This is a genomic window from Vibrio pomeroyi (genome assembly GCA_041879425.1).
In the GTDB taxonomy this organism is placed as follows: Bacteria; Pseudomonadota; Gammaproteobacteria; order Enterobacterales; family Vibrionaceae; genus Vibrio; species Vibrio pomeroyi_A.
Genome location: CP090854.1, coordinates 2,031,430 through 2,052,724, shown reverse-complemented (window position 1 = coordinate 2,052,724; position 21,295 = coordinate 2,031,430). Strand labels below are relative to the sequence as shown.

At 43.3% G+C, this 21,295-nt stretch carries 17 protein-coding genes and 1 riboswitch; of the genes, 6 read left to right on the top strand and 11 right to left on the bottom strand.

All coding sequences use genetic code 11. From position 1 onward, the window contains the following. Window positions 1-192: 192 nt before the first annotated feature. A complete protein-coding gene (locus L0992_09130) occupies window positions 193-1,665 on the bottom strand; it encodes a carboxypeptidase M32 (protein XGB65888.1) in 1,473 nt (490 codons plus the stop codon). A 305-nt stretch (window positions 1,666-1,970) separates the two neighbouring features. Here L0992_09130 and L0992_09125 point away from each other — a divergent pair, with 305 nt between their 5' ends. After that, on the top strand, window positions 1,971-2,606 hold the full coding sequence (locus L0992_09125) for a LysE family translocator (protein ID XGB65887.1): 636 nt from the start codon (window positions 1,971-1,973) through the stop codon (window positions 2,604-2,606). A gap of 131 nt (window positions 2,607-2,737) precedes the next feature. On the opposite strand, the gene L0992_09120 is transcribed toward L0992_09125, so the two are convergent. From L0992_09120 to L0992_09110, 3 genes are all read right to left on the bottom strand, one after another. After that, window positions 2,738-4,216, bottom strand: coding sequence for an aerolysin family beta-barrel pore-forming toxin (locus L0992_09120; GenBank protein XGB65886.1), 1,479 nt, complete (start codon window positions 4,214-4,216; stop codon window positions 2,738-2,740). Window positions 4,217-4,765: 549 nt separating this feature from the next. Beyond that, window positions 4,766-5,227 (bottom strand): hypothetical protein, encoded by a 462-nt coding sequence (locus L0992_09115; protein ID XGB65885.1) that lies wholly within the window; start codon window positions 5,225-5,227, stop codon window positions 4,766-4,768. Beyond that, window positions 5,224-6,045: a winged helix-turn-helix domain-containing protein gene (locus L0992_09110; GenBank protein ID XGB65884.1), complete on the bottom strand. Its 822-nt coding sequence runs from the start codon at window positions 6,043-6,045 to the stop codon at window positions 5,224-5,226. The genes L0992_09115 and L0992_09110 overlap by 4 nt, the downstream gene beginning before the upstream one ends. A 411-nt stretch (window positions 6,046-6,456) precedes the next feature. On the opposite strand from L0992_09110, the gene tnpA reads away from it, so the two are divergent. Beyond that, window positions 6,457-6,894: an IS200/IS605 family transposase gene (gene tnpA, locus L0992_09105; protein XGB68714.1), complete on the top strand. Its 438-nt coding sequence runs from the start codon at window positions 6,457-6,459 to the stop codon at window positions 6,892-6,894. 164 nt (window positions 6,895-7,058) lie between these two features. Here the strand turns inward: tnpA and L0992_09100 are convergent, their stop codons facing one another. After that, window positions 7,059-8,429, bottom strand: a complete 1,371-nt coding sequence (locus L0992_09100; protein XGB65883.1) for a sodium:alanine symporter family protein — start codon at window positions 8,427-8,429, stop codon at window positions 7,059-7,061. A 130-nt stretch (window positions 8,430-8,559) separates the two neighbouring features. Beyond that, window positions 8,560-8,679, bottom strand: a riboswitch (glycine riboswitch). Window positions 8,680-9,287: 608 nt separating this feature from the next. Here L0992_09100 and L0992_09095 point away from each other — a divergent pair. Both L0992_09095 and L0992_09090 read left to right on the top strand, forming a co-directional pair. Beyond that, window positions 9,288-10,022 carry a chromosome partitioning protein ParA gene (locus L0992_09095; GenBank protein ID XGB65882.1) on the top strand — a complete coding sequence of 245 codons (735 nt, stop codon included), beginning with the start codon at window positions 9,288-9,290 and terminating at the stop codon, window positions 10,020-10,022. Between the two features lie 340 nt (window positions 10,023-10,362). Further along, window positions 10,363-10,539 carry a hypothetical protein gene (locus tag L0992_09090; protein XGB65881.1) on the top strand — a complete coding sequence of 59 codons (177 nt, stop codon included), beginning with the start codon at window positions 10,363-10,365 and terminating at the stop codon, window positions 10,537-10,539. Window positions 10,540-10,654: 115 nt separating this feature from the next. On the opposite strand, the gene L0992_09085 is transcribed toward L0992_09090, so the two are convergent. From L0992_09085 to L0992_09060, 6 genes are all read right to left on the bottom strand, one after another. Then, a complete protein-coding gene (locus L0992_09085) occupies window positions 10,655-12,196 on the bottom strand; it encodes an alanine:cation symporter family protein (GenBank protein XGB65880.1) in 1,542 nt (513 codons plus the stop codon). Between the two features lie 581 nt (window positions 12,197-12,777). Beyond that, window positions 12,778-13,977, bottom strand: coding sequence for an ABC transporter permease (locus L0992_09080; protein XGB65879.1), 1,200 nt, complete (start codon window positions 13,975-13,977; stop codon window positions 12,778-12,780). After that, window positions 13,974-15,173, bottom strand: coding sequence for an ABC transporter permease (locus L0992_09075; protein XGB65878.1), 1,200 nt, complete (start codon window positions 15,171-15,173; stop codon window positions 13,974-13,976). The genes L0992_09080 and L0992_09075 overlap by 4 nt, the downstream gene beginning before the upstream one ends. A 7-nt stretch (window positions 15,174-15,180) precedes the next feature. Continuing rightward, entirely contained in the window at window positions 15,181-16,155 is a 975-nt protein-coding gene (locus L0992_09070) for a biotin/lipoyl-binding protein (protein ID XGB65877.1), read from the bottom strand. Window positions 16,156-16,158: 3 nt separating this feature from the next. Then, window positions 16,159-17,616, bottom strand: coding sequence for a TolC family protein (locus tag L0992_09065; protein XGB65876.1), 1,458 nt, complete (start codon window positions 17,614-17,616; stop codon window positions 16,159-16,161). A 215-nt stretch (window positions 17,617-17,831) separates the two neighbouring features. Then, window positions 17,832-18,059, bottom strand: a complete 228-nt coding sequence (locus L0992_09060; protein ID XGB65875.1) for a hypothetical protein — start codon at window positions 18,057-18,059, stop codon at window positions 17,832-17,834. A 633-nt stretch (window positions 18,060-18,692) separates the two neighbouring features. Here L0992_09060 and L0992_09055 point away from each other — a divergent pair. Together L0992_09055 and L0992_09050 are read left to right on the top strand one after the other, a co-directional pair. Then, complete coding sequence (locus tag L0992_09055) at window positions 18,693-20,345, top strand: sensor histidine kinase (protein ID XGB65874.1); 1,653 nt, start codon at window positions 18,693-18,695, stop codon at window positions 20,343-20,345. A 69-nt stretch (window positions 20,346-20,414) separates the two neighbouring features. Then, window positions 20,415-21,110: a response regulator gene (locus L0992_09050; GenBank protein ID XGB65873.1), complete on the top strand. Its 696-nt coding sequence runs from the start codon at window positions 20,415-20,417 to the stop codon at window positions 21,108-21,110. Window positions 21,111-21,295 lie beyond the last annotated feature (185 nt).

The following is a 21,295-nucleotide window of genomic DNA, read 5'->3' as shown; positions in this document are numbered from 1 at the left end:
ATTCATGATTTGCTAATGTTCGATTTGCCGAAACGCATTTTTGTCCAATTCCGTGCTAGTAGATACCAGAATATTCAGTGATTGTTAAGTTCGATGAAGGGATAAAGCCTTCAAATCAACCTAAGTATGTTTTGAAAATGTGATTAAAAAGGCTGAATCAACAAACTGATCAGCCTCTATCGATTTATTCTATTAAAGGTAACGGCTTCTCAAGTGATCCTTGAAGTACTGTGCATTCAAGGTTTCGCCAGTTGCGCTTTTCACTAAATCATCAGTGGTGAGTAGGCTGCCTTTGCTCCAAATGTTCGACTCTAACCAAGTGAAGATAGGTGATAGGTCACCGCTTTCAATCACTGAGTTCACATCGACCGTTTTCTTCATTGAAGCCATGAACTGAGCCGCGTACATCGCGCCTAGTGTGTAAGATGGAAAATAGCCGAATGCGCCATCTGTCCAGTGGATGTCTTGCATACAGCCATTAGTGAAGTTGCCTTGAGTGCTTAAACCAAGGTAAGACTGCATTTTAGTATTCCAAAGTTCAGGAACATCAGTGTGCTTGATTTTGCCGTTAATCAGGTCACGCTCAATCTCGTAACGTAAAATCACGTGCGCTGGGTAGGTTAGCTCATCGGCATCAACACGGATGAAGTCTTTCTTCACGCGAGTGTAGATCTTTTGGAAGTTATCTTTCTCAAATTCAGAGCCTGAGAACTGTTGTCCTGCTAGGTTGGCTAAGTGTCCGATGAACGGGTCGCTGCGGCCAACTTGCATCTCGAAGAACAAGGACTGAGATTCATGGATACCCATAGAGCGAGCTTCACCTGCTGGTTGGCCTGCTAGGTGTTTAGGTAAGCCTTGCTCATAACGTGCGTGACCTGTTTCGTGGACGATGCCCATTAAGCTTTGAACGAATTCAGCTTCATCGTAGCGAGTCGTGATACGCACGTCTGAAGGAACACCACCACAGAATGGGTGAACACTTTCATCTAATCGGCCGTGTTCGAAATCGAATTGAAGCAACTTCATCACTTCTAGGCCAAGTGCTTTCTGTTTCTCTGTCGAGTAGATACCCGATGGCGCGTTAAATTGCTCGCTCGATTGCTTTTCGATCACTTCGTCAATCAGGCTTGGCAGCCATGTTTTAACGTCTGCAAATAAGATATCCAGTGAAGCAGAGCTGGTGCCCGGCTCATAGATATCCAGCATCGCATCATAAGGAGTTAGGTTTGCGGCATCTGCACGGATTTGTGCTTCTTCACGTGATAGCTCAACCACTTCACGCCAGTTCTTTTCAAAACCAACCCAGTCGTTTTCTCCACGTTGGCTACGCCATGCATGTTCACATTTTGAACCCGCTAGAGATTTCGCTTCAACCAGTTTTTCTGGAAGTAGGTTAGCTTGTTGCCATTGGCGTTTTATTTCACGAAGTGACGATTGTTGCTCGTTGTTTAGAGCTTCGTTTTCAGCGTCTGCAATCCAATCGCCAAGTTGTGGCTGAGTCATTAAGCCGTGAATATGAACAGAAAGCTCAGCCATCGCTTCGCTGCGTGCTTGGTTACCGCCAGCTGGCATCATGGAAGCTTGGTCCCAACCACAAATAGAGGCTAGGTGTTGAAAGCGTGAACATTTTTGAGAGTGTTCGACTAGTTTTTTGAATGCGCTCATTTGACTACTCTTAATTTGGTTTCTTTAAATGACCCATAAGGCTGCATCAGTTTAAGGGGCATCTCGATGTTTAGTACTTTGAACTTGGTCACTTCACTTTGTTTCTGAGGCTGTTTTTCTCAGTAGAAGATATAGCCTAAACAAGGTAGGGCAGTGATATGCCAGTAATTTACTATTTGTTAACAAATTAAACTGTACCATTGTGCACAAAATCAGTGAGTTGTATAGCTGATGGCAATTGTTGCTTGCGAATTGTTCAGATACACGGTATTGATGATAGATCGCTGAACAAGAATGACAATGATATGGATATTTTGAACTTTGAGGCATTTCTGATTGCCATCACTATTTTAACGCTAACGCCGGGTTTAGATACGGCATTGGTGATTCGCAATACCAGTCGATCTGGCTTATCTGACGGTGTGATGACCAGCTTTGGTATTTGTAGCGGCTTGTATGTGCACGCCTTTTTCTCTGCAGTGGGGATCTCTGCGATTCTTGCTCAATCAGCTGAACTCTTCCAAGCCGTTAAAATGGTGGGTGCGGTTTACCTGATTTGGCTTGGTTTAAGCAGTTTACGCGCTTTGATGAAAAATGGCGGCGGGTTGAAGGTGGGTGAGCAAGCTCATCAAGCCTACAGTGCCAAACGTTCTTTGCGTGAAGGTTTCTTATCTAATGTTCTTAACCCGAAAACGGCGGTTTTCTACTTGGCTTTTCTGCCTCAGTTCGTAAACCCTGAGGGCTCGCCGTTATTACAATCTATGCTGATGGCTTCGGTTCACTTTATGATTGCGATGGTGTGGCAATGTGGCTTGGCTGGTGCGCTTAACTCGGCTAAAAACTTGCTTAAGAATGCGAGCTTTATGAAGTGGATGGAAGGCGTGACTGGCATGGTGCTGGTGGGGTTAGGTGTTAAGCTTCTGATGGAAGAACCTGTGTAGTTCCTCTTTTTTAATAGAACATATGAAAGCCCACGACGTGTCGTGGGCTTTTGCGTTTTATTGCTTGTAGATCTTTGTACTGCTTTTACTAAACAACGTAGTTATTTACAGTCTAGCTATTCACAACCTAATTATTCAACGACGCTGATGTTCATCTCAGCACCTTCGAAACCTAAGTCACTCAACTCATCGGCATTGAAGTTGGTGGTGACTTCGATATCGCCAATGCGCTCAGTCGTTTCATTGACGGAATCTGTACTTCTTTTGCTGCGTAGATTGTTGGTAATCGGTGTCGCTTGGCCAATCTCAATAGTACCTGCAAATTGAGAGTCTGCGTAGAAGTCACCCGATACGTAAGAGTGGAACGGACGTAAGCTTCCGCCAGTCGCGTATTGCATGCTTGATAAGCCAGCTTCTTTAATAGCCCAGCCCCAATCCCACCATTTGGTTTCGCCTGGAATGTATCGGTGATCCCATTGGTAGCGAATGTCTGCAGATTTATCACTGCCGCGACCCATAGTGAAGGTGTGAGCTCTGTAAGGGCGATTGTCTGGATGTGTGTGCCATGCGTTGCCACCCCAACGTAGGAAGCCGTTAAACTCAACATCGTAGCTAATGTCGGCGTTGAATCGATACGGGTAGGAGATGCTTGAACGATACAACTCGACTCGAATCGGAAGCTCTGAGTTTGCTGGAACCATTGGGCGCGCTTGAAGTGTTACTTGCTCGCTAGTAGAGCCACCATTTGATTTAGAGAAGCTTTGGTTGGCTTCAAACTTAATGGTGAGCTTAGTTTCACCAACAAGAGGCCACTTAAACGTATTCTCTGTTTGAACGCTTTGTGAGAATCCGTAGCTGTTCGTTTTTGACCAGTTTGTTGATTCATCCACTTTCAGGTCGACAACCACTTGTTGCGCGATATTACTGTTGTTTCTTGCCGTTGCATAAACCGTCTTCACTAGTTCACGATCTGATTCGACAACATCGCCATGCCAAAAATTATCGTCGTTAACGGTGTAGGCAAAGTTGTCGACGGTGATTTTAGTTTTTTCCCCACAGCGATAACCACTACAAGAGCCACCATTGTTTCCTTGTATCACCCAGCTGTCGCCAGAGCGGTTGATCGTCATGTCTTCACCTACGTACTGACTATTATTACCGCCAACCCATGCGTAACCTAGGTTGTGAGCTAAATAGCTTAACGGACGAACAAAATCGTTACGGTTATTGACCAGCTCATATTGGACATCCAACTCACTGCCTTCTGGAACCGATTTAGCAGAGTAGTTTGGAATTTCAGACTGGTCATTGTTCGGATAACAAAACGTTTTGCCGTTGGTTGTGTCTTGTTTAATAAGGCCATTGTATCCCGGGCCCATGATCACCCAGTTTCCTTTTAAGCCTGTGATCTGCCAAGTGCCCATTCTAGCCAGCAAAGCACTCTTTTGCTCTTCGGCTTCAAAACGGTCTAACGGGCGATAGCCAGAGCGACATACATCGTCACCAAGTTGGTCATGGACTATTTGGTCTGGGTAAATTTTTGCGTTTACGCCAGTAGATAGAACAGACAACACTGCGGTTGCTAAGAGACTTCTGTTTATTCGGATCATTAACAATTCCCTCATTTGTAATTTTTCTATTTTGATAATGTTTTTTGTGCCGTGCAGTTAACAAGACAAGTTCACTTTTTCATGTTGATAAATAGATAGATACTGAAAAGGGTTGAATTAAATTTCCCTTTTAATTCAATGATTTGTATTGTTTCATTTGTTTGTTCGGTGAAAGGGGCTGTAACTGAAAAGAAAATGTTTGATAGGGCTCAAACCGTTTTTAGAAAAATGAGGCGTGATGATTGATACATTCACGTCAAATAGTTTTTAACGTGGTCTATTGCGAGTGAAATGAATGGTTAAGTACGAGAGGAGACATATTATTCACATCGTTTTTATTTGATGTAAATATCAACAGGAAAGCGATAAATGAGACTTGGATTTTAAAATTTAATCCAGTGCTTTAAACATTCGATTAATTGAATGCTCAGAAACAAGAGATGTTTATTGATGCAGTAATAAATATAACCATCCGTTTTTTATGTGTAATATTCAGAACGGTGTTAATTAAAACGAAGTGAATTCAGCTGGTGGCCAAACGGAGATAAATTATCGTTTAGCCAAAAGTTGTGTTCTTCCTGTATTACATGTCCGAATGATGGCAAATAAATCATTTGAACTTAATATATCAACCTTCAATGTTAAAGGGTCATTGTTGATAAGTAGGTAGGGCGACAATAAGCTGTCATTCATGGTTTTATTTATTTTTTGCACGGAGACTAAGTCGATAGTGCCAGCTATTGAAAAGAATAGGGATTGAGAAGGACCAGCTTCTCCTCTAAATCGAAGAACAATCGGGTCGGGCATATTGTCATCTTGGACGGACATAAGATGCAGAACCTTGTTATCACTTATTTTGGTGAGCCCATCGGTTCGTAATACATTTCCATCTAACACAAGATCTACCACGCTATGTTGATAACGGTGCTCTTCTTGGGGAGGAGGAGAAGGGATACTCCATATGCCAATCAATAACGCTAGCGAGGAAAACAGAGCTACAAATGGCATCATAATTGGCCTCTCTTTAGGAATAATTCTATCTCTTGACTGGCTCGATCTAATTGCGTGGCTGTGTAAAAGATATTGATGGACTGACGTGTTGTCTTGTTGAGCATGGAGAGTTCTGAATAGCCGGGTTCGTTGCTGATGTAGGCCACGCAATCACATTGGTATTTGTAGAGAATGGCCTCGAGTTCTGGGCTCAAAGACATCTCTGTTTCCTGAAAAACTTGTACCTGCCCAACCCATTGTTCATTAAGTCGGTTAAAGGGGGTGATATCACCGAGGCTTTTATCGTGAACCTTAGCAAATGCCAACAGTGCCGAGGACAACAGCAAACAGCCCGTTATGAAGTAACACAGCCTGTTTTTGTATAAGCTGACTTGAGAATAGCTAAGTGGAGAATAGGTAAGTGAAGCCGATTTGGATTCAGGTGTATCTTTGCTCGCAATAGAGGAAGCAATATTACTTTGACCGAGCGGGACTTGCTCACTCACAGGAGTGAGAGGAACAGTGGTTTCGCTTTGTGGTTGCGAGTCAATAAAGACGCATTCATCAATAAGGCGGTAACCGACCTTTGGCACCGTGACGATGGGTGTTTCTCTGATGCCAAGCTTAACGAACCCTTGGCGAAGTAAGCTGATACACTTCGCCAATGATGTATCCCCAATGAACTCGCTTCCCCATGCGAAACTAATAATATCTTGCTTGTTCACAATCTCGGGCGAGTTTTTAAGTAATAACTCTAAAACGCGAGTCTCACGATATCCTATTTTAATAGAACGTTCATCGTTATAAATACGGTTTTTAATCGGGTCGAATCTGATCATATAGCCAACGTTTTATTTTTATTATAATTCTCTCAACAATTTAGATGACTATAAACTGACTATTATATGAATTAAAGTCACATGTTTTATTCTGGTGTGTTTTTGAGTGGTCAAAACAAAAGCGTTCTTTATTTGTTTATGAAAGAAACTCTGCCATTTAGTCACAATCTGTTAAATATAAGTAACATCTAATTAAGTGTTGATTTTATTAGCGAGCTTTTAATTAGAGAGTTTTGGAACAATCTTTACCTATAAATTAATTAGAACAGTGGTCTAATTAAAATCTTATTTTATTGGCTCCTCAAAACCACCGCCTAGGGCGGTGGTGATTGCTCCTTGAGGCTATAGCCTGAAGAAGTGCCCATGTTAGAAGTAACCTCTTATTCACCACAAGTAAGAGGAAACAACCACATGGGCGATTACAGAAGTTCATCACATGTCTATTGGCGTTGCAAATACCATATAGTTTGGACTCCAAAGTACAGATATAAGATTTTGAAAGATAAAGTAGGAAAGGAGCTTTATCGTTCAATCTATATTTTGTGTAATATGAAAGACTGCGAAGTTTTAGAATTAAATGTTCAACCAGATCATGTTCATCTTGTTGTCATTGTTCCTCCCAAGTTATCAGTATCGAGTTTGTTAGGAGTTTTAAAAGGCCGAACAGCAATTCGACTTTTCAATAGATTCCCACATATACGTAAGAAACTATGGGGAAATCACTTTTGGGCCAGAGGGTATTTTGTAGATACGGTCGGTGTGAATGAAGAAGTCATTCGACGATATGTACGGCACCAAGACAAGCAGGACATAGAGTATGAACAACAACTGCAGTTATTGAAGAACTGATAGCGCGGACGCCCCCTTCTAGGGGGTTATAAAGCAAAACCGCCTTCTAAGAAGGCGGATATTTTTTTTGTGGGTATACGATAGTAATAATTTAGTAGTTTAAGTATCGAATGGATATAAAAAAGCCCGCATTTGAAAGCGGGCTTTGGTTCAATCAATTTTGATTATGCTTTAACAGCTTCACAATTGTTTGAAGACGTTAAAGGTTTGAAGAATAGTTTTGTTTCTTCGATAACCACGTGGCGTAGCAAGATAAGGCCGATTAGGTTTGGAATTGCCATTAGGCCGTTCACGATATCTGCCATTATCCAGATCATGTCGAGCTTCAAGAATGCACCAGAAGCCACCAATGCAATGAAGATGATCTTGTAAGGTAGGACAGCTTTAGTACCTAGCAAGAAAACAACACAGCGCTCGCCGTAGTAGTTCCAACCTAAAATCGTAGTAAATGCAAAGAAGATTAGGCCAACAGAAACCAGCATAGGGCCAAGCGTGTCTGCATTCAGACCAACAGCAAATGCATGAGTGGTCATCGCAGCACCTGAAAGGTCAGTCTGCCACGCGCCTGTTAAGATAAGCGCCAAACCAGTCATCGTACAAATGATGATGGTGTCGAAGAAAGTACCTGTCATAGAGACAAGGCCTTGCTTCACACATGAATCTGTTTTTGCAGCCGCCGCAGCCATAGGTGCACTACCTAAACCAGATTCATTAGAGAATACACCACGAGCAATACCCGATTGGATAGCAAGCATGATGCTCGCACCAAAGAAACCGCCTGTTGCCGCTGTATTAGTAAACGCAGAGGTAACAACAAGGGTAATGGCATTCAGTAGTTGGTCTGCATTTGAAACCAGAACGCTCAAACACGCAACGATGTACATAACCGCCATGGTCGGAACCACTTTTCCTGCAACCTTAGCGATAGATTGAATACCACCAAGTGTCACTACTGCAACCAATATCGTTAGAACAACAGCAGACATCTCACGTGAAGCGCCAAATGAGATTTCAGTAGCGTCTAAGATCGCGTTAACTTGTGGGAAGGTACCAATACCGAAACAGGCAACACCCAAAGCGAACACAGCGAACATTACCGCCAAAATTCTTGAGCCAACACCGTATTGAAGGTAGTACATAGGGCCGCCAACCATTTCGCCGTTGCTATCGGTTCTACGGTATTTAACAGCAAGTAGGCATTCTGCGTATTTGGTCGCCATGCCAAATACAGCGGCAAGCCACATCCAGAATAGGGCACCAGGGCCACCAATCTTGATTGCGGTCGCTACACCCACGATGTTACCTGTACCAATGGTCGCTGAAAGCGCGGTACACAAGGCGGCAAAACTGGATACGTCACCCGTACCGGATTTGTCTTTGCTGAATACCATTTTTAGCGCGGTTGGGAGGTGTCTAAACTGGAGTAAGCCTAAGCGAAAAGTAAAGTAGATACCTGTACCCACTAGCAGAATAAGCAGTGGTGGTCCCCAAACGAATTGGTTGATGGTTTGTAGTGTAGCTTGTAGGTGGTTCATAGATTCCCCTTAATAAATTAAAAAATTTAAGGAGAAGAGGGAAGGCAGTGCAGATCACAGGGATCGGTAGCACTACTTAATACATACGGATTTCTAGATAGAATTCTTTTGTTAATTAAGGCTTGTTGCTTTCCACTCCTCTGTCCTTTTGCCTGAGAGTTTCACTTAGCGAATCACTTATAGATAAGTAACGGGCACTAAGCTTGCTCCTTCGGCGACCGATCTAACGGTTCTCTCCAGAGGTTCCTCCAACGACAGTCCTCACTTTTCTGGATTTCTCCAGCATAAAGCACCTGAAAGATTTACTTCTTCGGCGGGTCAATCTAACTAAATGTTAATATTTAGTTAAAAACCACTCTCCTGCAGTCTTCATCGGAACAATTACCTAAATAATTAGGTAATCTGTAGGCGTATCCTAAATCATATAAAATGTGATGTCAGCTACAAAATATCTGTTTGCACAAATGTTGTTCAACTAAATGATCAAACAACGCGACTCTGACGTAACTTGCTTATTTAAATGGTATAAAATAGGGAAACAAGGAGGAGTTATGACTCGACTAATAGCGATTGTTTTTTTATTGGCTTTGGCATTTGTATTGTTTCGTTACCGGACCAACGAAAAACTGCAAAAATGGGTAGTGATAGTTATCGTCAGCAGCTTCCTTTTGTATACTGCCAGCTTGATGATTTCGGAGTTAACTCGTTAAGCCGTCTGTGAGCAGATGGGATGAGCGTGTTAGTAAAGCTCAAGTGCTTGTGACTTGAGCGACAGGTTTAACTGAACCTACACAATCAGTATTGGCATTAGTGCCAGTGACCGCGTAACGTTAAACATATTTTTGGGAGTACCCGCTAGTGAACCAGCAATCTGGACAAAGCGAACAAGATGAAGTGGTTGTTATTGAAGAACGCGATAAGCGCAGTCAGCTCTATATCGGCATTGCGGCGGTTATAGGGTTAGCTCTGGGTGGCTTAATCGGTTCTACAGTGACGGCTTCGAAGTGGGAGTCCACTTATCAGGTACTCGAAACCCGTTATCAAGAAGTGCGCGACAGCAAAACAGAATTGATGACGTCGGTTGAAGCAAAGGTGGCAAAAGTCGATACCGAGATCGACGCCAAAGTAGAAGTTGCGTTAGCGAAACAGGCTGAAGAGCATCAAAAAGAGCTCCAAGAGTTAGCGAAACAATCTGCGGTTTTAGAGAAAGCGAATTACTCGTTAGAGCAGCAGTTAAACGAACAAAAGCAAACGCTAGACAAAACAGAGCAAGATAATCAAAAGCTAAACCGTCAGGCGGATATGCAGTCGACCTTGTTTGAACGCTCTCGTGAACTGTTCCGTAAAGAATTACAAATATCTCAAGAACTTGAAAAGCTTGAGAAAGAAAGAGACGAACTCGAACAGAACCTTGGTTCACTTAAGAAAGCGTGTGATGTTTTCTTAGATGGCACTTCATGGGATGCAAAATCTGACGCGTGTGAGAAGCAAGACAACGCGAACTCTCGTCTAAGTGACATCAGACAAATGATTGAAGTCCACACCATGGATCTCAAGCAAATCAAAACGCTAACCGAAGAGATGGGCTTATAAGCTCAAACCTTTAATTCATCCGTCTTTAGCTGTAACTATTCAAACGCCCACATCATGTAAATGGTGTGGGCGTTTTTCGTTCCAGGTTATTTTTGTAGGTGAGCTGCGCAATGTATGACTCGCTAGGAGAGTCATACAGTTAAGAACCGTTTCACACCATTACCAAGCTATTCGTGATTAGAGCCGTAAAATAGTTTTAATATGTGCTTAATTGAATATTTGGTGACAGTGCACGCATATTTATAGGGTTGAGAAACAGCATAATAGCGTTGTTCTAGGATGAACACGCAGTCTGTTGTCATTCTTTGATTAGATCATCTCAATGGACAGGGATTAAACCATGAATGAATATCAGTGTGAGAACTGCACCGTAGCCTATTGCTTCGATGATTGTAATTCGCCACTAGCGCAAAGAGATATGATTGAAGTAGAAGAGCTGGTGGATCGTAAAAAACTAAGCCAAGATCCTGAACGGCTTGAACAAGCGAATCCAGATACAAAAATCCCTACGAGCTAAACCATAGCCAGTAGGGATTTTAGATTAATTGCAGTACTGTTCTCGCTTTCTCAAGCAAAGGGTATTACAAAAATTTTTAGAACAGTGTTATTTGACGATAAGCACTGAAGAGAAGTTATTTCTCGTAAGTTTTGATTTCGCCAGATTTCACGCGAGCAACAAATGATTGCAGTTCTTTCTTAACAACAGGCATCAAGAAGTATAGACCTAAGATGTTAAAGATAGACATTGCAAAGATAGCTGCATCAGAGAAGTCGATTACCGCACCAAATTGAATGGTCGCACCAATCACAACGAACACACAGAACATCACTTTGAAAATAAGCTCTGTTGTCTTGCCTTCACCGAATAGGTAAGTCCATGCTTTAAGACCGTAGTACGACCAAGAAATCATGGTAGAGAACGCAAACATGATAACGGCTAGGGCTAGTGTGTACTTGAAGAAGCCTGCAGTTTCAGTGAATGATGCCGCAGTTAGGGTTACACCCGTTAGGCCTGTACCATCGAATGGACCTGTGTTTAGGCCTGCGATAGTGATAACCAATGCTGTCATTGTACAAATGATTACCGTATCAACGAACGGTTCTAATAGTGATACTAGACCTTCAGTGATTGGCTCTTTTGTTTTAACCGCTGAGTGAGCAATAGCGGCTGAACCAACACCTGCTTCATTGGAGAACGTTGCACGTTTCAAGCCTTGAATTAACGCACCAATGAATCCACCAACGACACCTTCGCCAGTAAATGCACCTGTAAAGATTGCGCTGAACGCAGGACCAACTTGATCAAGATTAGAACCGATAACAATCACTGCCATACCGATATATAGCGCAGCCATCCAAGGAACGACTTTTTCGGTTACCGATGCAATAGAAGGCATACCACCAACAATTACAGAGAAAACTAAAGCAGCGAGCACAAGGCCAGTGATAACACCGTATTCGCTAGGAATATCAAAAGCGTAAGTTAACATTGCATGAGCTTGGTTGGCTTGGAACATGTTACCGCCACCCAAAGAGCCCAAGATACACATCAGTGCGAAACCGATAGCCAGCACCTTACCGAGTCCACCTAAACCTCTTTCACCAAGACCTTGGCTTAGGTAGTACATAGGACCACCTGAAACAACGCCTGACGGTAAGATAGTTCGGTATTTCACACCTAAGGTACACTCACAGAACTTAGAAGCCATCCCGAGGATGCCACATAAGATCATCCAGAATGTTGCCCCAGGGCCACCAATCGCAAGTGCAGCACCCACACCAGCAATGTTACCAAGGCCTACCGTTCCTGAAAGAGCGGTTGTTAGAGCTTGAAAGTGAGAAACCTCGCCATCTTCTTTCGATTTAGGGTCGGTGTACTTACCTTTAATGATGTCGATAGCCATGCCGACACGTTTAAATTGAACGAAGCCAAAATAAACAGTAAAGATGAGTGCAGCAAGTAATAGCCACCCAACAATTATCGGGAAGTTGGCTTCACCTACTGGCACGCTTTTAAATATTAATCCAACGAACCATCCTGTGTACTCGTTGAAAAATCCATCAACACTTTGGCTTAAGTTGCTAATGGCTTGATTAAATGACCCTTCTTCTGCAAATGCACTGGAACTAAACAATAATATAAACCCAAAAAATAATTCTCTTATGTTTTTCATGGTTTTCCCTGCTTTTTATTAAATTATGTTTGTTGCTGTTGTGTTTGTTTTGTATTTCAATAGCTTATATATTTCTTTGGTAGCGACAAAAGCTCTGTTGCTAAGTCAAAATACGAAATAAATATAACTACTAATCACGTTTTATATGGAGATCCTTTCGGTACGTCCAACAATCAGACTATGATATTCGGCCTATCAAGTCTTATTGATAACCCTATACATAAAAATAATGTCATCAAAGAAATTTTTACAATAAATTTACAATTATTCGGGTTTTGTCATCATTTTGGAATAAGTAGATGGTTTTCGAGTTTGAAAAGGCATATGCAGTGGTGGCAATAGCGGCAGGTGAATTCTGTTAGGTAGGCGGTTTATTCTTGTTTAAAACGAATCCATGGATCTTGAGGCGTGATTTACGATCAAAGCGCTCTAAACCTGATAGCTGTGGGTGAAGGGGATTTGAATACTTGATATGTCTTTGGCGCCTTCTAACCATTCGATGGTAAATGGTCACCAAGTTTGGAGGCGTTAAAAAAGCCCTTTATCAGAGCTTTTTAATGGTTGTCGATGAGTCAAACAGCTTAATGACTGTTGCTGTTGCTGTTGCCGTTGCTATGGTTGGTACTCGTACTGCTGATAACGACGCTTTTACTCGATTTGTGGTAGAGCTTAAGTGCCAGCAACGAACCCCATAGAGCAACCTGTCCCCATAACAGTGTCCATTGAGGTGCAACTTCTTGCCAGGAAGCGCCCATCTGATTCAGCGCTAAGAAACCTTGAATTGCAGGGGTACTTGGGAATAGCTCTGATAGCAGTACTAACCACTGCGGCATCATTTCAACAGGCCAGATAAATCCAGACGAGAAGATAAGCGGCATTGAGCTGATTAATACCACAACCGTGACTAGCTCTCTTCTTGGTACTAGCTCACCGATAAAAATTCCGATTAAACAACTGGCCAATAAGAATGGCAACAGCAGAGTTAGAATTTGAGTCATAGAGGCAATCAAGTTAATCCCATACATCGAGAAGCTGGCGCCGAAGTAGTACATGGACAGCAAATAATAAATGCCGACTAAGGTACAACAACGAGCAAGGATCAACTTGGCTGGTGGTGTTCTACTCCAATATCCAAATGTTGATTGAGCGTTTTGGGTTGCGCCAACTAAACCAGAAGCCATGGCTAAGGTTTGTTGCAGAATCAACACAAATACAGCAGGAACAACATAATCGATGTATCCCATGCGACTATTGAAGGTTGGTTTTAGGTTCAAGCTAAACGCGCTGTAGCCTTTGGTTGCGGACTCTAACGGCACACCTTCGACTAGCAAGTGACTGACCTTAACTTGTGCGGCTAACGTGCCTCCGGCTTTGGCTAACCCTTCAACAATGGTTCCGTACACCAAGAAGTAAGACGCATCGCCTGCATAAGAGAGTGTAGGGCTCTTTCCAAGAAGCAGATCTTTATAGAAATCTTGTGGGATGACGATGAACCCGCCTATCTCTTGGTTCAGCACAGCTTGTTTCGCATCTTCGATGGTTGAATCTCGACGAACCAAATCGATTTGAGAGGTTGCATCGACCATTCTTTCTAACTGGTAGCTGCTTTGGGTCTTATCCAGGTTCACCACGGACGCTTTCAATTGCTGAGGCACTTGATTGGCGTAAGGTAGTGGATACAAGAATGAGTAAAAGACCACGCCACCAAATACGGTGAGCAATACAACCGGGTTGCGAAGTACCGCTAACAGTTCTTGTTTCAGCAGTTGAGTAAAGCTCATTGATTTACTCCTTGATGTTCTGCCTGTGTCGCTTGCGCTAAGTGCTTATTAATCAATAAGATCACCACAAAAGCAGGAACAACATACCAAAACATTGAAGTGAGGTTTATCAGCGATTGCGCCGCGCTCACACCGTAACTGGACTGAGCCGTTTGTACTTCAATGTAGTGACTGACTGGCAGTAAGCTTCTCCATACTTGAGCCGCCGTGTTCATGTCGGTTACCGGGAAAGTAATCCCCATGAAAGCGAAGCTTGGTGCCGTAAACGCACCAGCGAAACTCATCGCTCTTGCTGGATCGAGTGTTAAAAAGAAGAACAAACAACCCATGATGATACAACTGATCACAGTCAGCAGTTGGGCAACTGTCAATGCCATGAAGCTTCCGTTAAATGGCCAGTCGAGCAGACGATAGAACCAAAAGCTAAACGCAATACCAAACGCTAAAAACAGAACCACGTAAGGAGTTAATGTTGAGACTAACGACTTTACAGGGGAGTGTGAAAGCCATGCCTTTAGCCCACGAGCTCTAACGTTTGCGGTTAACACCAGTATCGTGCCGACCACAATCATGATTTGCCATAAAGCAGGAATAACAGCAGACACCAAGAACTGTGCGTAGCTGGTGTTCTTGTTAAACAATGGCGTGATCTGACTTTGTACCGTGACTGCTTGGCCTAATGCTGATTGGACCGTGGTATCACCGTGTGAAAGCTGTTTAACCACTTCAAGCTGAGCGTTAAAAGTACCTTGAGCCTGCAACAGTGCTGAGTTGACCAGTTTACCTATCAAGATGAATTGACTGTTGTAGAACACAGACACTTGCGGGTTTAAACCTAGGTAGAGATCACGGTCGAAGTGTTTTGGTATCACAACGTAACCGTAGATATCGCGCTCAATCATCGCCTTAGCTGCTTCACTCACTGAGCTGTATTTTTGAGTCACTTGTAGGGTCGGTGACGCATCAACAAGACGAGTGAATTGTTGCGAGATTTGGCTATGTTCAAGATCAACCACTGCAACGGGTAAATCGCGGGCGATGCCTTGCGAGAAAATCAGCCAAATACTTGCTGCAAGCAGCAAGGGTATCCAAGTTAGACATGACAACAACCACCTATCTTTACGGACTATCGCCCACTGTCTAAGCAAATTGCTTTTCGCTTTGTGATGCTCTGGTAAGTGAGAATTAGCAGACATAAGTCACCTAAAGCTCAACCACAAGGCTCATACCCATGCGCAGTGTTTCGTCCGTGTCGACAGGGCGTGCTTCTACTTCGAATGTACGTAAGTCAAAGCCTTGCGCTGCATCGGTTGAACGCCAAGTCGCAAAATCACCCATTACGGCAATATGAGTTACTTTAAAGGTCAGTGATTTGTCTAAAGCAGGAAGGTAAGCATCAAACTGCGTGCCTTTTTCAAAGTGCTTCAACATGTCTTCACGAACGTTAAGTACCGCCCACGCGTCTTGAGTATCGATTACGGTAACAACAGGGAAACCTTGCGGCGCTAATTCACCACTGCTTAGCAATACTTGAGACACTTCACCACTAAACCAGCTGTGGATCTGTGTGTCTTTTGCGTAGGCTTCAACTTCTGCCACGGCACCTGCAGCCATTAACGCTTTTTGAGCTGCGGCTACTTTGGTTTCATCACGAGCACCTTCTTGTGCCAGCTGGTACATCTGGAAGGCAGCACTTTCTGTGTATTTCGCGGCTTGCCATTGTGTTTTGGCTTCATCACGTTTTTGTTCAGCGACAACACCATCGTTATAAAGGTTGTTTACACGTTGGTAGGTTTTGTTCATCAGATCGGCAGCAGCTTTAGCTTTTAACCATTGGTCTTTAGCGGCTTGGATTTGCTGAGTACGTGCGCCATTCTCGGCTTCTTGAGCTAATGCGCCAGCGGCTTTCTGGCCAGCTTTCGCTTGTTCTAATTTCGCGTCGATCTCAGGGCTAAGTAGAGAGAAGATCAATTCACCTTTCTCGACAGAGTCACCTTTGCGCACGAATACTTGGTCAATTCGGCCAGGTACTTTAGAAGAGATGCTGTATTGCTGCGCATCGATTTGGCCTTGAAGCTTAATAGGTTGAGGCTGATATGCTTGGTAAAAACTGTATCCGACCCAGCCAATAATGCCGATACCAACTATAGATAAAAGAAGGGGCTTAATAGGTTTCATGAATTATCCTTTTGACTGGCTAGCGGTGTCTGTTTTTGAGTCGAAATCAGACGTAACAGAAGAAGTTAAGTAACTTGAGTAAGCATTCATTTCGCTGGTAAGCGCCAAAAGCTTGTTGAGAGATATAAGATATTTGAATCGCGCAGCAGATTGCTGTGTCTTAATGCTCGCAAGGTATAGTTCAGCATCAACCACTTCTAACGAGTTAGATAAGCCTTGAGTGAACGCTTTTTTGCGAAGTGATAGGTTCTCTTGAGCTAACGATAAGCTAGAGTTGAGCCCTTGAACTTCTTCAATCGCTTGGTTTGCTTCAAGGTAGGTTTTTTGTACCAACACGGTTAAGTCTTGTTTGGCTTGTGACTTAAGGAATTGAACCTGTGAAACTGCACTGTGCGCAGCGGCTACCTTATCAGAGCGACCAGAAGTATCGATCAGAGGTACGTTCACACCAATGCCGACTAACCAATCTGGTTTCATTTCACTCGCTAGCGAATCGTCTTCGTAAAGGCTGTAATCACCGTAAAGGTACACTTCTGGGTAGTATTTGCCTTTTTCCGCTTTGATTAAGCTGCTCGCTTGTTTCTCTTTCGCATCAAGGATCTTAAGGCCGGGGTACGTCATCAGTGTTTGATCAATGAACACATCCATATGGGGTAGGTTCTTGTTGATAAACAGTTGCTCTGAAGGTTCAACACTCTGGCTTTGGCCAAGAATTTGAGTCAGTGCTAGCTGAGCAATCTTGAGGTCATTCTCAGCCTTGGTGCGTTCAACGACCGCTTTATCTAAAGAAGCATCCGCTTGTAAACGTTCAACTCTTGCGATTTGCCCTTGTTGTTCCATCTTGATAGCGAAATCTCGGTGCTGAGTTAAGCCAGCTTCTACGGCTTGACGCGTTTTCACGACGTCTTCCGCTAAGATCACCGAGAAGTAGTATTTGCTTAAGTCTTCGTAGCGAGCCTGCTTTTCCATCAAGAGTTGGCTTTGCGCTTCTTCGCTTTTACCTTCAGCTGCGGTTTGTGCCGCATTAATTCGTCCGCCAGTAAAGATAGGCCAAACTGCGCGAATGGAAGAGCTGAAAATGTCTTGTTCGGTGATGGTGGAGGTGATACCTCCGAGAGATGAAACTAGCCCGGGAGCAATGGCTCCAATACCAGATAAGCCAGCTGGTACGCCACTTAGGCTATCTGCAAACTGTTCGCCATTAATGGTCACGTCACTATCAAGGTGAGTGTAGTTAGCGCCTAGCGTTACAGAAGGCAGGTTAAGGCTTCCAGTTGCATTTTGAAGGTGTTGATAACGCTCAACGTTAGCTTGTTGAGCCGCAAGAGAGTTGTTGTTCTCTTGGAGTATTTGCCACGCCTCAGAAAAAGTGAGTGGGGCAGCATAGCTTGGCGAACTGATAGCACCGATAAGAATACTGGCAATCGCAAGGCGTCGGAATGTCGGTTTGGTCATCTGCATTAAATACCAAATTAGAGTATTAGCTCTAATGTTAACAGGGGGATAATCATTTGTCTTGAACAGATTACCTCATATGAACAATTAGCATAGCCGCTCGTTAATATAATGTGAATACTATTAAGGGTTTAATGGCTGTCGGCATAGAAACAAAAAGAGCACGACGAATCGTGCTCTTTAAGTTCAGTATAGAAGAGGTTACTACATATTGATTGGCGCTATTTAAAGCTTGGACAATGATGATCGGCGCGCCACACCAATTGTCTTGAACCTTGCATCGTTTGTAGTAAATCTCTACCTGACATTTGCGGGAAAGCTAACAATACTTTTAGATCGAGCGGGGATGTCTCGTTCTTCTCATATGCTCTGACATGAGTGAAAGTAGATTGTAAGTTTTTGAACAACATAGCCTTTGTTAGACAGATTCCAAAATTATCGCGTTTCATTGCCTGGTTTCCTTTTCAACAATGTTTATACGTTATGTTTTTTATCCTGTTTCTATTGGACGTTGCCACTGATCGATACTTCCTGCTCATCAATGCTTTATTATTGGGCGCTGCTTTTATCAGTCACCTCTTCGTTGTCTAACTAGCCGGTTGTCTAACTATCCGAGTGTCAAATAGCGATGGATGAATAGGGGAGAATACTTAATCCGTTTGTTCATCATTCGTAACGGCGAGCGCGCAACTTTTACTTATCGATACGTCCAGTGAGTGAAGAGTTGTTGCTTTTGTGTTAACCGAAACTTCGGTTTAAAACGCTGCCTTAAAATTGCAACGTATAGCTTGGCAACAATAAACTCCTTCATATGCAACCATTATAATTGTGTTTATTTTAAACAACCTAAAAAACACCTAAAAGCTTAGTGATCTAGCTCAATATTTATTCGCTTATTTGTCTTTTTAAGCTAATCCGTTCTAAAAGTGAGCGATTGTTTGGGCCGTATAACGTAAAGGAATATCAATTAATAATCTGGTCAATTATTTAGTTGAGTAACAGTCACAAATTCGTATAAGCGCAAAGGTCATAAGATTAACTTGGTGTTAACATTAATCGTTAAGCACTAGGGACGGTTTTATATGAAATGGAGTAGCATCAGTTTCCGTAAAAGGTTACTGATTATCATGACGGTCACTGGCCTCGTTGAGTTGTTGATACTCTCAGCGGCAGGTTTTTCTTATATCAAACAATCTCAAGAGCAAGAGATGGGTTTGAAAGCGTTAGGTGTTGCTGAATTTCTATCTGAATCGCCACTTGTCACCCGCATTATTCAAGAAAATGGAACGTTGGATGCTGCTGGCATTCCTCACGTTTTATCTGAAGAGACCCAAGTTAAGTTTCGAAACCTCACGCAGTTAATTGGTGCGGCGTTTATTGTGGTTGGTGATGAGAAAGGCATTCGCTTAATTCACCCATACGACGACAGGTTGGGGAAACCCATGCGCGGCGGTGACAACCAGAAAGCACTGGTACTTGGTGAGTCTTACGTATCGACGGCAAAAGGTTCACTCGGGTTTTCGGTACGTGGTAAATCGGCCGTCAAAGACTCGAACGATACTGTCATTGGCGTGGTATCAGTGGGTTATCTCTTAGATTCACTGCAAGACAGAATAGAACCTTATTTAGCCTTTTTGATTGTGATGGCCTTGCTGGTGGTTGCCGTTAACGCATTGATTTCAAGTTATGTTTCTCGTCGCTTTCAGCGTGCTATTTTGGGCTTTGAGCCAGAAGAAATTGGTCGCTTATACGTTGAGCTTGATGTGACTATGAGTACCGTGAAAGAGGGTATTTTAAGTATCGATAAGAACGGTATTTTGCGCTCAATAAACAAAAGTGCTTGTGACATCTTGTCTATTGATAGAGATAAAGCGCTCAACCAGCAACGCCTTTCTGATGTGTTAGCTGGCAGTGATTTAGAGCAGCTGTTATCGACGGGTGATACCGATCATGATGTTGAGCTTTACCTGAATAACAAACGAATTATTGCCAACCGAAGTCCGATTATTGTGGCTGGTGAAGTGGTTGGCGCGGTGTCCAGTTTCCGTTTACGAGATGAGATTAATGACTTAACGGATCAGCTATCTCAAACTAAAGAGTATGCGGATCTATTGCGTTCACAAACACATGAACACCAGAACAAGTTGAATACCATTAGCGGCTTGATTCAGATGGGTGAGTTGGAATCTGTTCAGCAGTTGATTGGACAAGAAACGGCTCACTATCAAAGTTTGATCGAGTTCTTGAGAGAAACAGTCAAAGACCCACTGATTGCGGGCATGTTGCTGGGTAAAACAGAACGTGCACGTGAGATTGGTTTAGAGCTCAAAGTCGAAGAAGGCTCAAGACTTGAGGCGCTGCCAAGCCGTTTAAATGCGGATGACGTTGTCACTATTCTCGGTAACCTGATTGATAACGCGTTTGATGCCACCATGATGGCGATTAAACAAGAAGGGCAAATAGCCCCGGCGCGCCGTGTGATTGATGTGTCTATTAGTGATTTTGGCAATGAGATTATTGTTGAAGTAGAAGACAAAGGCTGTGGTTTGCCCAAACACTTGGCAACCAATGACCTCACTGAAAAAGGCGTATCGAGCAAAGCGAAACAGAACCGTGGTGTCGGCTTATATTTGATTAAGCAGTTAGCCGACCGCTATCAAGGGCAATTAGAAATGGTTGATAACCCTGACTTTGGCTCGCGCATGACGGTGTATCTACCAAAAGAAGAACAATAATAATTAAGCACGAAGCGATCGAGTGACGATCATCGTGACAGGAATACAATGGTTAAAGGAAGAACATAAATGAACGCAATCACGAGAGTCATGGTCATTGAAGATGATATTGCGATTGCAGAGCTTCACCATCGTTATTTAGAACAGATGGGAGGCTTTGATGTGGTTGGCATCGCGACCACACAGTCTGAAGCCTTAATGCAGCTTGATATTTTGAAGCCTGACTTGGTGCTTTTGGATGTTTATCTGCCGGATGGGTGTGGGCTCGACATTCTCAACCACGTTCGCGGCAGCAATCAAGGTTGTGATGTTATCTTGATTACCGCAGCACGTGACGTCGACACTTTGCAGCAAGCAATGCGTGGCGGAGTGGTCGACTATCTACTCAAACCTGTGATGTTTCCTCGTTTGGAAGCGGCATTGAAAAAGTACCAATCGCAGCAGCAAGAGTTTGAGAGCGTATCTGACCTTAACCAAGGCTTGGTCGACAAGATGTTGCAAGCCAATGCGAAAGCAGACTCAGCGAAAGTATCGACGTTACCCAAAGGGATCGATGGTGTGACGCTCGATAAGATTCGTGCGGTCTTTCAACAAGCTGACGCGACGAATATTACGGCTGATGAGGCAGGTGAACGTATTGGTGCAAGCCGAACCACTGCCAGACGCTACCTAGAATTCTTGATCACGACCGGTGAGTTGGTTGCCGATTTAAACTACGGCACCGTTGGTCGTCCTGAACGTTGTTATAACAAAGCGAAAAGATAAGGGCGCTCAAGAAGCTCTCTTCATCCGAAGATACCTTTACATTCCAAATAAACTGTAAAACCAGTTGAATAAGCTGGTTTTAGTTTCCCTTTTAACATCCACAAGTCACTCCACAGACCAGATGCCATTCTTTCTTGACTACAATGTTTGAGAATGCCGATTTGCTGCTATTTCTACCTTTGTGA